The sequence below is a fragment of the Mesorhizobium sp. RCAM 06353 genome (assembly GCF_059683585.1).
This window is the reverse complement of sequence record NZ_CM185031.1, coordinates 120,073-132,701: the sequence shown is the minus strand read 5'-3', so window position 1 is coordinate 132,701 and position 12,629 is coordinate 120,073. Positions and strand designations below refer to the sequence as shown.

General features: G+C 60.2%; 12 protein-coding genes. 2 read left to right on the top strand and 10 right to left on the bottom strand.

Features of this window, described 5'->3' with window-relative positions; translation table 11 throughout:
* Nucleotides 1-18: 18 nt before the first annotated feature.
* The gene (locus tag AC56QX_RS00515; protein WP_497113203.1) at nt 19-963 is read left to right on the top strand and encodes a transglutaminase-like cysteine peptidase; all 945 of its coding nucleotides are present in this window, start codon (nt 19-21) and stop codon (nt 961-963) included.
* An 84-nt stretch (nt 964-1,047) separates the two neighbouring features.
* Here the strand turns inward: AC56QX_RS00515 and AC56QX_RS00510 are convergent, their stop codons facing one another.
* Genes AC56QX_RS00510 through AC56QX_RS00495 form a run of 4 tightly spaced genes read right to left on the bottom strand, consistent with a single transcriptional unit; the run spans nt 1,048 to nt 6,633 of the window.
* Nucleotides 1,048-1,689, bottom strand: a complete 642-nt coding sequence (locus AC56QX_RS00510) for a ribbon-helix-helix domain-containing protein (RefSeq protein ID WP_497113202.1) — start codon at nt 1,687-1,689, stop codon at nt 1,048-1,050.
* Entirely contained in the window at nt 1,679-2,968 is a 1,290-nt protein-coding gene (locus tag AC56QX_RS00505; RefSeq protein ID WP_497113201.1) for an HlyD family type I secretion periplasmic adaptor subunit, read from the bottom strand. The genes AC56QX_RS00510 and AC56QX_RS00505 overlap by 11 nt, the downstream gene beginning before the upstream one ends.
* A gap of 43 nt (nt 2,969-3,011) precedes the next feature.
* On the bottom strand, nt 3,012-5,144 hold the full coding sequence (locus tag AC56QX_RS00500) for a type I secretion system permease/ATPase (RefSeq protein ID WP_497113199.1): 2,133 nt from the start codon (nt 5,142-5,144) through the stop codon (nt 3,012-3,014).
* A 40-nt stretch (nt 5,145-5,184) separates the two neighbouring features.
* Nucleotides 5,185-6,633 carry a TolC family protein gene (locus AC56QX_RS00495; RefSeq protein ID WP_497113198.1) on the bottom strand — a complete coding sequence of 483 codons (1,449 nt, stop codon included), beginning with the start codon at nt 6,631-6,633 and terminating at the stop codon, nt 5,185-5,187.
* Nucleotides 6,634-7,089: 456 nt separating this feature from the next.
* On the opposite strand from AC56QX_RS00495, the gene AC56QX_RS00490 reads away from it, so the two are divergent.
* The gene (locus AC56QX_RS00490; RefSeq protein ID WP_497113197.1) at nt 7,090-7,626 is read left to right on the top strand and encodes a hypothetical protein; all 537 of its coding nucleotides are present in this window, start codon (nt 7,090-7,092) and stop codon (nt 7,624-7,626) included.
* 58 nt (nt 7,627-7,684) lie between these two features.
* On the opposite strand, the gene AC56QX_RS00485 is transcribed toward AC56QX_RS00490, so the two are convergent.
* The 6 genes from AC56QX_RS00485 to AC56QX_RS00460 all read right to left on the bottom strand — a co-directional run bounded on the left by AC56QX_RS00485 (nt 7,685) and on the right by AC56QX_RS00460 (nt 12,616).
* Complete coding sequence (locus AC56QX_RS00485; protein ID WP_497113196.1) at nt 7,685-8,125, bottom strand: hypothetical protein; 441 nt, start codon at nt 8,123-8,125, stop codon at nt 7,685-7,687.
* Between the two features lie 132 nt (nt 8,126-8,257).
* Nucleotides 8,258-8,848: a L,D-transpeptidase gene (locus AC56QX_RS00480; RefSeq protein WP_497113195.1), complete on the bottom strand. Its 591-nt coding sequence runs from the start codon at nt 8,846-8,848 to the stop codon at nt 8,258-8,260.
* Nucleotides 8,832-9,995, bottom strand: a complete 1,164-nt coding sequence (locus AC56QX_RS00475; RefSeq protein WP_497113194.1) for a CpaE/TadZ family protein — start codon at nt 9,993-9,995, stop codon at nt 8,832-8,834. Before AC56QX_RS00475 ends, AC56QX_RS00480 begins: the two co-directional genes overlap by 17 nt.
* Nucleotides 9,992-10,576, bottom strand: a complete 585-nt coding sequence (locus AC56QX_RS00470) for a TadE family protein (RefSeq protein WP_497113191.1) — start codon at nt 10,574-10,576, stop codon at nt 9,992-9,994. Before AC56QX_RS00470 ends, AC56QX_RS00475 begins: the two co-directional genes overlap by 4 nt.
* A 41-nt stretch (nt 10,577-10,617) precedes the next feature.
* Nucleotides 10,618-11,112, bottom strand: coding sequence for a TadE/TadG family type IV pilus assembly protein (locus AC56QX_RS00465; RefSeq protein ID WP_497113190.1), 495 nt, complete (start codon nt 11,110-11,112; stop codon nt 10,618-10,620).
* A gap of 4 nt (nt 11,113-11,116) precedes the next feature.
* Nucleotides 11,117-12,616 carry a TadE/TadG family type IV pilus assembly protein gene (locus tag AC56QX_RS00460; protein WP_497113187.1) on the bottom strand — a complete coding sequence of 500 codons (1,500 nt, stop codon included), beginning with the start codon at nt 12,614-12,616 and terminating at the stop codon, nt 11,117-11,119.
* Between the last annotated feature and the right edge of the window lie 13 nt (nt 12,617-12,629).

Here is a 12,629-nt window from a genome sequence, read left to right as displayed (position 1 = left end):
CAGTCAAAGGTGGGCGTTATGACAAAAGAAAAATCTGCCCAAGCGGCAATCGGGCTCAAAGCGCTGCTGCTGCTGGTCGGCATCATGAGCCTGCCGCAGCCGTCGTCCGCGAGCAATTTCCCGGCGCGTGTCGATCCTGCCGATGCGCTGCTGGCGAAGGTCGAAACGCCTTCCACCCTCGGTGGCATTTCGCTCATGCGGCCGCAGCCCTGGCAGCCTGTCCCGGCCTACAGAATCGGCATGGTTTTCACCAGCTATGGTCCCGCCGCCGTCGATCAGGAAAACGACTCGTCGACCGCACAGGGCAATGCCGGGATCGATCCCATCCAGACGGCGGCGATCATTCCCGGCGTGTTCGGGTCAGTCGCGCTGTCCATGCATAATTTTCCGGTTTCGGCACGTTGGGCGCCGGTCTACAGGGCAATCGTCGACTGTTCCACGGGCAGTGCGTGCGATGGCAAGAACAGCCTCTTTGTCGCGATCGTCAATGCTGCCAAGGACAAGCGGTTTATCGACAAGCTGTCCTTCATCAACTCAAGCATAAACCACGCGATCGCCTACAAGAAGGACAGCGTGGTTTACGGCAAGCTCGACTACTGGGCCAAGCCTTCGGAAATTCTCGAGCGGCGGGCCGGTGACTGCGAGGATTTCGCCATTCTCAAGATGGCGGCGCTGCTGCGTGCCGGCATTCCGGCACAGAGCATGTCGCTCGTTGTCCTGCAGGATCGCAAGCGCGGTTTCTTTCACGCCGTGCTGTCGGTCAGCACCGGCAGCGGTGTGTTCATCCTGGACAGCCTGAGTAACGTCGTCTCGCGCGACAGCGATCTCCCAGACTATGTACCATTGTACTCGTTCAGCACCGACCGCGCGTGGATCCACGGCACCAGGCCCGGCGCGGCGCAAGTTGCCGATATCAAAGGCGGTCTTGCGACGGTCGCGCCCGGCGAGGGCTTGCAGCCCTAACGTTTCCAAGACAAGCGAAGAACGCGGTTCGGGACGCCTTCTCTCAGAAGCACGTCACGTCGAAACGGATTGATGCGGCGCGCTTCAGCCGCCGAAAACGAACGCCATCAGCAGCTCCGGCTCGAGCACCGGCGCTCGCACCGCGTTCAATTGCCCCCGGTAGCGGCGGTCGCCTGCGCCGATGACGAAACCGGTGGCGACCGGCGTTTCGCCATTGGCGTCGAGCCGCGCGAATATGTCAGCGACATTGAGGTCCAGCGCAAGCTTCAGGTCGTGGCGCGCATCTTCGCTTGATGCCACCGGCAATTGCCGCCTGACCAGTTGCTGGAACGGTGCGTTGAAGGTCAGGATCCGCTTCGACGATGAAAGCGCGAAAGCTGGTGACGGACAGGCGACCAGAATGGCGTTGATCGTCTTGATCGACGCAAGCCTTCGCAAGGTCTGGTTTTCGTCGGCCAATCCGCGCATGCAGGCCACCCGAATTGCCGACGTCAGGTTTCCTGTGTTGGCATGGCTCTCGGCGATCTCGTCGATCAGCATGCCGATCGTACATTTGCGGGTTTCGGCCATCTGCTTCAGCGAGGTCCAGAACGCCCGCTCCAGACGAATGCCGCGTCGTGTGCCGCCACGCGCCACCACACGGAATTCCAGCCCGAAATCCTCCGTCGCCATGGGCGGAAGCAGCCGGTCGCGGTCGGCAGGATGAGAGGTGGCGCTATCGCTCACTCATTGCCTCCTCACGTGCCTTGTTGATCGGCTTCATCAGATAGGTAAGGATGGTTTTGCGCCCGGTCTTGATGTCGACCGAGCAGATCATGCCGGGGATGATCGAATAGGTCTTGCCATCTCGCGTCAGCGTCGACCTCTCGGTTGCGACGCGCACCTGATAGTAGGGTTCTCCCGTCTTCTGGTCGACCAGGCTGTCGGCGGTGATGTTGGAGACCTTGCCCTCGATGCCGCCGAAGATCGAGAAATCATAGGCGGTTATCTTGATCAGCGCGTCCTGGTCCGGCCGGATGAAGGCAACATCCCGTGGTGAGACCCGCGCTTCGACCAGCAGGGTCTCGGAAGTCGGCACGATGCCGGCCACGACCGCACCGGGCTGCACGAAAGCACCGACCGTGTTGATATCAAGCGTGTTGACGATCCCGTCGACAGGCGAGCGGATGTCCGTGCGCGCCACCTTGTCGGTCGCGCCACGTATCGTCTCGTCCACCACCGAAAGATCTGCCAGCGCCTGCGTCAGATCGCCGAGCGCCTCCTGTTGCAACTGCAGGCCGAGTTCGTCGACCTGGAGCCGGGCCTCCGTGATGGCCGACTTGGCTTTCTTGATGGTTTCTCCAGCGAGCGTCAGCTGGCCGTTGAGCTCGCTCATCTCGCGCTCGACGCGGAGCTGCTCGGTACGCGCCATCAGGCCTTTCTTGACCATCGATTCGACCAGCTTTGCCTCCTGGTCGCTGACGGCCAGATTCTTCGTCAGGCGATCGGCATTGGCGGTCGCTTCGTCCAGTTCCTTCTCGCGCTGGTCGAGGCGCGACTTGAGAACCGACAGTTTGACCTGGAAGTTGTCGCGGCGCGCGACGAGCAGCTTCTGCTCGTTGTCGCAGATTTCCGGGGCGACCTTCTGGATCTCGGACGGGCACGGAAATGAGCCTTCGAGATTGCCAGCCTGTTCGAAGTTGAGCCGGGCAATGCGCGTCTGCAGAGCCCGCGCCTTGGCCTGCTGTTCGCCAAGACTGGAGGTGTTGAACGTATTGTCGAGGCGGATGATGAGGTCGTTCTTCTTGACGACCTGCCCGATCGTCACGGCAATTTCCTGAACGACGCCCGGCTCGCTGGCCTGAATGATCTGGGTCTTCGAGGCCGGTATGATCTTGCCGTCGCCGCGTGCGATTTCATCGACCTCGGCAAAGGACGCCCAGGCGACAGAAGACACAAAGAGTGCCCCGATGATCAATAAAGATGCCGACGCAAAGAGCGGTGGCCGGTCTTCCCTTGCAAGCATTTCCACTTCCCAACGTATTGAATACGTTAAATAACTCTGTCTTTCAGGCGCTTGTCTTCTGCAGCGCCTGTATCACTTGATCCTTTGGCCCATCGGCAACGATCCTGCCTTGCTCGATGACGATAAGACGGTCGGCCAGCTCGAGCATGCTGAAGCGGTGCGTCGAAACGATCAGCGTCGTGTTCCGGTCGAAGGCCACTTTGAGCTGCTTGATCAGCTGGCGCTCGGAGGCCAGATCCATCGAACCCGACGGCTCGTCCAGGAAGACGATTTTCGGTTTGGTCAGCAACAGACGGGCAATCGCCATTGTCTGCCGCTGGCCGCCCGAGAGATTGGTGCCGCGCTCGCCGACATTCATGTCGTAGCCACGCGGGTGACGAGAAACGAAATCGTCGACGCCTGCGGCTTTGGCCGCTTCGACGATCTGTTCATCGGTCGCCTCCGGACAAGCCATCAGGAGGTTTTCCTTGATGGTGCCCGAAAACAGATCGTTGGCTTGCGCGACGATCCCGACCGCGGCGCGAACCTCCGATGGGTGGTATTGGCGGATGTCTATCCCGTCCAGCAGCAACTCGCCTGATGTCGGCAGGAAGAGCCTGCCGATCAGCCGGCCCATGGTTGTCTTTCCCGAGCCTATGCGGCCGATGATGCCGATCCGCTCACCTGGCTTCACCGAGAAATTCAGACCGGTCAGGACCTCATTCTCGGAGTTCGGATAGACGAAGCCGACATTCCTGAACACCATGGCGCCGTTGCGAATGGGCCGGTTGACGAAACCCACCGTATCCGGGCGATCCTCCGGCTGCGCCATGATCGAGTTCACCATGCGCAAGGAGAGCATGGCCTGGCGAAGTCTGGACAAGGTGATGGCGATCTGGCCGAGTGGAGACACCGCCCGGCTGGCCAGCATCACGGTGCCGATGATGGCTCCGGTGGAGACGTGTCCTTCCGAGAAGGCGTAAGCGCCGGCCACGATCAGGGCGACGGTGACCATCTGCTGGATGGCCTGCGTTATATTGCTGGCGGCCGCCGAGAGCTGCTTGATTTTCTCGGACGTGTTGGACGCGTTCTTGGAATGCTCTCCCCATTTTCGCAACAGATACGCCTCGGCCCGCAGCGACTTGATCGTCTCCAGCGTGGAGATGGATTCGACCAACAGGGACTGTCGTTGCGAGGCTTCGTTCATCGAGGCCGCGACGCGCTTCCCGATGCGCCGCTGCGTGATCAGTCCGACGATCACGGAAGCCACGAAGGCCAGCGCCGGAATGATGACCAGCCAGCCGCCTATCGCATAGATGACCACCAGAAAAACGAACACGAAGGCCGTATCGATGAACACGCTGATGGTGTTCGACGTGAAGAATTCGCGCACGAATTCATACTGCGTCACCCGATTTGCGTATTCGCCCGTCGAGCCGGGCCGTGCCGACAGGGACGAGTTCAGCACTTTCTCGAACAGCAAATATGAAATGCGCAGATCGGCCTTGCGCCCGGCATAGTCGATGAGGGACGCCCTGGCGGTCTTCAAGAGCAGGTCGAACAGGATGACCGCGCCGATGCCGATCGACAGCACCCAGAGCGTCGATATTGCCTTGTTCGGCAGGATCCTGTCGTAGACGTTCATGGTGAAGATCGGCGAGGCGATAGCCAGCATGTTGATGAATACTGCCGACAGGATAACCTTCGAATAGGTGCGCCAGAACGGGGCCATCGTTCCCGTCAGCCAATGTCGCCGCTCGATCTTCGGCGCCGAACCGACGTTCATCCCTTCGGCAGCGTTGGCATAGGTTATCGAGAAGGAAACGCCGCCGCTGATGTAGCTGGTGGCCAGCTCGGATCTCGTGATGGTTACGCGGCCGTCTTCCTGGGGAGCGGTGGTGAATGCGCCGTCCTCGGTTTCGGCCAGCAGGGCAACCGGCAACTGGCTGACGCGAAACACGATAGCGGGGAGGTCGATGCGTCCCCGAAGAAACTCACGATGGCTGAACTCGGTGATTTCAAGGCCGATGCGCTCGGCAATATGTCGGATGGCGTCGATGTCAATACGCGTGTCCGACAGCGGCACGCCGGCGAACAGCACCGTTTGCGCGCTCGGCCTGCCTAGATAGCCGGCAACGGCCGAGAAACAGGCCTTGAACGCCTCCTTCGGGGAGAGGATGTTGGGTTGCTGGTTCACGATCCGCCCATAGGGACTTTCGATCGATCCTTACCTCGGCCTACTTTTTCCTGACCGGTGCCAGGATATCGAACGGCACGTCATTCTTCTGTTCCGAAGGGGTCCGCGCATAGGTTTCGGTGTCGGCCGTTTCCGGTGCCGCGAACTCGGTTCGTGCGTAGGCCGCGGCCTGCTTCGGCGGGCGGATGTCCATCGTTTTCAGCAACTGCCCGGTCGCTGCCAGAAGCCGATACTGGGCAAAGAGAGAGGCATAGGATGCGGTGTCCGCCAATGTTGCCGTGTTGAACCGCGTATTCTGCGCATCCAGCACATCGAGCAGCGAGCGCTGCCCGACCTTGAATTGCTCGCGATAGGACGCAACCAGTTTCTCGCTGGAAGCGGCTTGCAGCTTCAGGGTCTTTGCCAGGTCGGCCTGCCGGAAGCGGCGATCCCATGACGTGCGAACGGCTTCTTCGATTTCCCGCAGCACCTGGTGCTGGGCAAGCCGTTGCTCGCTGGTGCGGCGGATCTGCTCCTGCTCATTGGCCTTGTCGATGCCGCCCCGGTACAGGTTCCACCGCAGCACCAGCCGTGCTTGCAGGTCGGACGTGTCTCCATTGTCGCCGTCGATGTCGTACCCAGCCCGAGCGACGCCTTCGGCGACGATCGAGGGGCCGTATTTCGCGCGCGCCGCGTCCACCAGCGAGGCCGCCGCTGCGATATCGCTGTCGGCCATATGGACGCGCGGATTGCTCTCCCGCGCAAGGCCAATCGCATCGTCCAGAGACCTTGGCAGCGCGCCGGAAACATCGGCCGGCCTCGATGCATTGGTGAGTGGCTTCCCGACGGTCTTGAAGAACCGTATCCTTGAAGCCTCCAGCTCTTCCGAGGCTTCCTGCATGCGGGCCTTGGCCGCGAACAGACGCTCTTCAGCCTGTTGCCGGTCGGCTTCGTTCAACCCGCCGCCAGCAATGCCTTCCTGGATGTCGTGGAGAATCCCTTGATGGAAGCCCAGGTTCTTCTTTGCCTCTGATACGATAGAAGCCTGAAGCATGTATTCGAGGTAGTCCTGGACGACCGAGAGCCCGATGAATTCTGACCGCTCCAGCACACGAAACGACGCGCCGTCGACGCGCGAGGCCTGACGGTTCAATTCGGCTCGCCTTGCGCCACTGTCATAGAGCGTTTGCGAAACCGTCAAATCGGTTTCCGCCGGATAAAGCGCGTCGTGCTCTATGTCGAGAGCGCGTCGCGACGAGTTGTCGAGGCGGCGAGCCCCTGCCGACGCTTCCAGGTCGACACTGGGGAGATAAAGCCCTTTCGCCTGGCGCAATTCGAACTCGATTGCTTCGCGATTTTCTATGGCCTGGCCGATCTCGGGATTGGATTCGACGGCAACCGCCATCGCTTCCTTAAGCGTAAGAGCATTCGCATTTGCACAGGTCAGCATCGTAGCTGCCATCAAAAGACCAAGGCGCTTGCCTATAGTCGAGATGCTTGTCGTATTCATTTACCCCGCCCCAACGTTTCCCCCACGCCCTTTTCGAGCGCTGAACCAAGCCTGAGCCCGCCTCAGGCGACTATCCAACAATTTCAAGAAATATGTGAGCGAATATTAATTTAGGGCAATCTAAATTAGAGATTTAAGCCATAAGGTTGGGAAATGTAGCAAAAATGGCACAAAATTGGGGTCGACCAGCTTCGGCCAAACGCCGCCTGATGTGGAAAAGTCCAAACGCACAAATGGCTCAAGGCCGGCAGGATCGTGTCACGCCCGCCGGGGCTGAAAGCGCGCGGTCGAAAATCTGATGACGTTCCGGCCAAGATCATGGCGCGGCTGCATCAAGGACCGATGCTGAGTATCGGGTTGCCTTATGAACTCGCAAGCACGGCCGTAGTGGCGCTTTTGCGTTAAGCCTCGCGCAATCTTTGCGATCTATGCTGATGCCAGATTCTCGAGGATAAAATGAAGCGCAGGCCGATATTACTCTTCGCTTTTCCAGCTCTCATCCTGATGATTCTGGCGTGCGAACGGATATCGACCATGCTGCTCGGAGCCTATCCCGCCAGCCCTGCCATGTGGAGGATATGGCTTGAACTGCGCCCCTTGTCGGCGATGTTCTGGCAACAGATCAACCTGGATCTCGGCGGCTCAATGGGCCTGGATGCCGTCATCCTGGTTACGGCGGCAATGGTGTGCTGGCACGCTTGCCACATGAAGCGGGCGACCGCCTTCTTCCTGGCCAACCACGTTGCCCTGCTATTCGCCGGGCTCATGATCGCTTCCAGCAGTCATTCGGAGACGGCGAGCACGCTCGCGGCAATTCCGATGTCCAACGGCCTCCAATTCGCACTGAAGGTCGATTTTACTTGGCAGAACAGCCTGGTGCTCGTTCTGGGCTTTGCCGCCTGCGCTTACTGTCATGTCGCGTTCCTTCGCGAAGCCCGGCAGCATGGCGAAACCTTGGCAGTGCGCCTTATTGCTTTGCGGCGCGACTTCTAGTCCAGCTGGCGGGGCATTCGAGAGGGCGCCAATCTCGCCCGCATTCATCCCGCCTCTTTCAATTGATCTTGCGATAGTAAACCTTGCCGTCCGGCGTTTCCGTTCGCTGGTAGCCCGGATTAGGGGCAGGGGGCGCGGCGGCAACCCTCCTCTTTGGGGGCCGCGGTGTATCGATAATTGTGGGTTCGGCCGCGACTTCGGTATCAGGAGACGCCTCCGCCACTGTACTCGTCGTGACGACGGGTTCCGGTGCGCTCGAGACGCCGGCGTCGCCGGCCAATGGAAGGTTCTGTTCCAACCGGGCTATGTTGCCGTTGACTTCGTTGAAACTGCCCTGCAACTGGCTGTCCAGTTTTTCGAACCGGCTCTGAAAGCCGTTGTTGACCGTGTCGAGCCGGGCAACGATCCGTTGCTCGAACGTACCGAGTTCTTCGAGACGCCCCCTCCACGGTGCGCAGGTCGTTGATGCCCCGGTAGAGATAGACGGCGGCCGTGGCATTCAGGACGGCAAACAGCGTCAATCCGACGCCGACCACGACGGCCAGCCGCGACCGGCTCGCATCCCTGTCGAGCAGCTGCGGTTCAAGCGGCTCGGCGGCTACAGTCGGTACGTCTGGATCGCTGATCGTTGTCATTGAACCACCACCTTGGTGCCCACAGGCACGCGCTTGAAAAGATCGATCACATCCGTGTTGGTAAGGCGAAAGCAGCCCGACGTACCGTCGAAGCCGACACCTGAGGGATCATTGGTGCCATGGATGCGATAGAGCGTGTCGCGTCCGTCCCGAAGCAGATACAGCGCCCGCGCGCCGAGCGGGTTGTACGGGCCCGAAGGCACCAGCTCCGGCAGCTCCGGCTGGCGGGCGCGCATTTCTCGGGGCGGGCGCCACTGCGGCCATTCCGTCTTGGCCCCGACCTTCACCACCCCGGTCCAGCCAAATCCGTCACGCCCGACGCTGATCTGATAGCGCAGCGCCTGGCCCTGGCGGGTCACCAGGTAAAGCGCCTTCTCGTTCTTGCGGATGATGATCGTTCCCGGCTGCTCGGTGGTTGCGAAAGCAACGGCCTTGCGCAGGCTCGGCCCCATTGCCGGCAACGGCGGCCGGTCCGAAAGTCCCGACCGCGCCTGAGCGGAGCCTTGGGCGGACAGCACCAGCGCCAGGCTGAGCACGCAAGCGCCGGCCAGCCCTGGGGCGATCCGATATCTACTTGGCAGCGTCATCAAGCCGCTCTTTGAACATCTTCTTCAAATCCTTGTTGAAGCGCGCCCGGCCATCCACTTCGGAGGGTAGGATCGCGCGGTTCAAGGCATCGGTCAGAAGAGCGTTGTCCAGCGCCACCGATTTGATGTGTGGCGCCTTGAAGATCTTCTCGAGCTCGCTGCGCGAAAAATGGTTCCCGAACCATTTGCGCTTGTGCTTGTTGGCGACGAGCGTGATGCTGACCGCATTGCCGCGCAGCTCGCGGATCTTCTTGTAGAGCCGCTTGCCTTGCCGCAGCGAAGCGACGTTGAGCTCGAAGACGATGAAGATCTCGTCGCTGGTCGAAAGCACCGAATTGTGCCAGGGCGTTTCGATATTGGGCAGGTCGATGACGATGTCGTCGAACCGGTAGGCGACGAGGTCCAGAAGCCGGAAGACGAAATCGCTGCCGCGCGGCTCGAAGGGCAGTTGCGGCCTCTCGAACGCATAGAGGGTAAGACCGGACGGGCGCGTCAGCTTGATCACATCCATCAGCTCGACATCGAGCCTTTCCGGCTGAGCGATGATGCCCGTCAGGTCGAACTGGTTGAACTGGTTGATATAGGCGCCGCAATTGGCGCTCTGGAAATCGAGATCGACCAGGCAGGTCGAAGCCGCGCGCTCAGCCGATTTCGTGGCCAGGAATTCGGCCGCCGACAGCGCCAGCGTCGTGGCGCCGGCGCCGCCGCTGGCGCTGATGAAGGTGATGATCCGGCTTTTGGTGCCCTGGTTGCCGGTATCGTGGAAGGTCACCGCATTGAGCAGTTCCTTGCCGTCGAGTGGCTTGTGCAGCCAGTCCGAGGCGTTCATGCGCACCAAAACGCGCGTCTGTTCCGACGTCAGTTCGTCGGAAACCGCGATCAGCGGCACGGAAGCCCACAGCGCGCGGGCCTCGACGATGCCGGCTCTGCCGAGCAAATCGCCACCGCCGAGATCGAGGATGACGATGCCGGGGCGCGTATCGGCCGGAGGGCCTTTGAGAAAATCATCCGTCTCGGAAATCCGGACATCATAGATCGCCAGCGCATCGAGCCGCGTCGCGACATCGCGCTTGAAATTCGGATCCGAAGAGAACAGCGCCACCTGCTTTCGCTTGGTCGGCGTAACCTTGGTGTTGATGGCGTTCATGGAAAGGTGCTCTTCATGTCTTCGCCCGTGACCGTGCTCAGCATGGAGGGCATGGTGATGGTTCCGAACCCGAGCAGTCCGCCCAGGAAGAAGAACTGGAAGGGATGATTGGTGATGCTGACCGTGATTGTCGGCACCGGCCCATTGGGTCGCGTCCAGTAACCGAGGCCAGAGGCGGCATATTCTATCCGCACCTGCGACTTCTCCAGCATCGGCAGGAAGTCAAGCATTCCGGCACGGTTGGCCGTGCCGTTATAAATCGCATCGAACGAGGCCTGGCTCGCATTTGCGGGAAGACACATGCCTGCTCCGATACTGCAACAAGCGACGCCTGCTGCGCTTGCAGTGCAGACATAATCATACGTGCCGGCCGGGACTGCTGTTCCCACAAGCAGGGAATCACTGGGCGTTTTCGCTTCCAGCGGAAGCCCGACGGCGATGGGTGTGGATATCTGCGCCAGCCGCGCTCCGGCCTGCACGGCCTTGTTACCTGCGTTCCACTGGTAGTAGGCGTATCCGAAGTCGACAAACCCGAGCACAAGGGTGAGCAGCAATGGCATGGCGATGGCCATTTCGACCATCGTAGTGCCCGACTGCTCCACTCCGAATCTTCTTTTCTCCGTTACCATCCGAAGACGCGCTCCTGATGCGATACGGTGATGTCGATCGTTCCAAAACCCAGAAAATCCCAAAACACGACGCCGCTGTAGGGCAGCGTGGTGCTGACCTTAACGACGTCCACGTTGCCCGTGTTGCTCAGGTAGAGCTGGTTTCCACTGCCGTCGACCGCCTGCGTATGGGTCACGGTGACGTTGACTTCTGGCGTGGTCCATCCCGTGACCCTGGCGCTGCCGCCGACGGTGACGCCGTTCACGGCGAGATTTGTCCCCAACGTAACGCAATTGTTCCAGTTGCTGTCGCTGCAGCGCGCCATATAGCGAGCCCCGTCCTCCACGCCAGCTGCCAGCAGCAGGCGTGTGTTCAGGATGTTGGAGAATTCAAACACGCCCGCCGACAGCAGCAGCACCAAGGGAACGGTGATCGCGACCTCGACCAGGGCGGCGCCTTTGTCGTCCTGGTGGAATTTCCGGATCATTTGCCTAAGCATGATCAGCATGGCGCTATCGATACAATTGAGCTTCGTTACGCTGAAGCTTCTTCAGCGTGCCTTGGCCCACGACCGTGCTGATATCCTCGATCTCGCCATAGATGTCGGCGTTAGGTGGCCCGCCCGCTGGCTCAGTCACGAACACGCTGGCAAATGCCTGCACCGGCAAGGTCTGGTTGCCGCCTTTGACCGTATTGGCAACGCAGTCAATAACCGCGACATAAATCAGCCGCCTGTCGACAGGCTGCGTCGTGTTGTTGCATTGCGGCGCCGTTTTCTCGGATCCGCTAACCATATTGAGATTGCTAGCCTCATATTGGTAGACACAATAACGGCTCGGCGAAGCACCGCATTTTGTCAGCAAGGCTGCCTTTGCTTGTGCTGTCGCACCCGGATGGTTCACCTTCCAATAGCTCGTTGCAGTGGTATCGAAATCCCACGTTCCGTCGCCTAGAACCCCCGCCTGCGTACAAGCTCCCGCGCCCGTTTGGTAGAAACAATTGTCCCGTGGCAGTGCCTTGTAGCTGCTCGCTTGTCCGTTGCTGGGCGCGGTATAGCTGCAGTTGTTTTTGCCTGCATTCTTGGCAACCATGCCCTTTCGGACATTCGGAGCTGGTGGAGCCGTGGCCGGCACCAGTTTGCCGCTATTCCCGCCAGGATAGATGTCGAACCGCGTATTGATGCCGTCGTTTACCGGAGGGATAGTGCCGGGGCGGGTTGTGACGCCGCTCTGGCCAAAGCAGGCCGGAGGACTGGTTACGGCAAACATCTCCGTCAGTTTTTGCGTCGACTTGTCGCCTTCCGGGGTTGTCAGGAAGCCATAGTTGCCCGGGCCGTATTGCGCATTGTTTCCGCCCTGCTGCTCCTTGAGCCAGATCATGGGCTTGGTGGTTCCTGTCAGCGCCGTCTGCAATGCACCCAGACTTGTATATGGATTGCAGATGAACATCGGGGTGAATTGGCACAACGCATTGGTGAATCCAGCTACTGCCTGTGGCTGTATGTCTATCGTGTCCTTGCTGCCGATGAAGCTCGCAGGGAAGATCGTCGCGAAGGCTCCCGCGCCATCCGCTACACCGGATGGGTTCACCGTTACTTCAGCGAACTTGGCCAGCTTGGGGTCGGTGGTGCTCCAGTTTTTGCCGCCGGGCTCGACGCCTGCGGCGCTCAACATAGTGCTGTCGCTGGCAGGTATACCCGACAGGTATGTGATGGTCAGATCGGCGCGCACCAGCGTGTGATTATCCGAAGTTGAAAACTTGGTACTGTTGGTCAGGAGATTGTCGATTGCACGGTTGGCTCGTGTGATCGCGTCGACATTGCCGTCCAACTCGGCGGCAGCCGCGAGTGCGTATGCATCCACGCCCTTCTGGAGATCATTGTGAAGCCCGTTGGCCCGGCTCATATCGATGGCGAGCAGAGCAAAGCCGATAAGCACAGGCAACATGATCGCCACCAGGATCATCGCTATGCCGCGTTGATCGTTCCAGAAGGCACGAATGGTCCCCAACATGACCTTACTCTCT

Bases quoted from the DNA above. Each gene is read 5' to 3' on its own strand.
- AC56QX_RS00515 (WP_497113203.1), top strand. From the start codon at position 19: ATGACAAAAGAAAAATCTGCCCAAGCGGCAATCGGGCTCAAAGCGCTG.
- AC56QX_RS00505 (WP_497113201.1), bottom strand. From the start codon at position 2,968: ATGCTTGCAAGGGAAGACCGGCCACCGCTCTTTGCGTCGGCATCTTTA.
- AC56QX_RS00495 (WP_497113198.1), bottom strand. From the start codon at position 6,633: ATGAATACGACAAGCATCTCGACTATAGGCAAGCGCCTTGGTCTTTTG.
- AC56QX_RS00490 (WP_497113197.1), top strand. From the start codon at position 7,090: ATGAAGCGCAGGCCGATATTACTCTTCGCTTTTCCAGCTCTCATCCTG.
- AC56QX_RS00485 (WP_497113196.1), bottom strand. From the start codon at position 8,125: ATGCCACGGCCGCCGTCTATCTCTACCGGGGCATCAACGACCTGCGCA.
- AC56QX_RS00480 (WP_497113195.1), bottom strand. From the start codon at position 8,848: ATGACGCTGCCAAGTAGATATCGGATCGCCCCAGGGCTGGCCGGCGCT.
- AC56QX_RS00475 (WP_497113194.1), bottom strand. From the start codon at position 9,995: ATGAACGCCATCAACACCAAGGTTACGCCGACCAAGCGAAAGCAGGTG.
- AC56QX_RS00470 (WP_497113191.1), bottom strand. From the start codon at position 10,576: ATGGTCGAAATGGCCATCGCCATGCCATTGCTGCTCACCCTTGTGCTC.
- AC56QX_RS00465 (WP_497113190.1), bottom strand. From the start codon at position 11,112: ATGCTGATCATGCTTAGGCAAATGATCCGGAAATTCCACCAGGACGAC.
- AC56QX_RS00460 (WP_497113187.1), bottom strand. From the start codon at position 12,616: ATGTTGGGGACCATTCGTGCCTTCTGGAACGATCAACGCGGCATAGCG.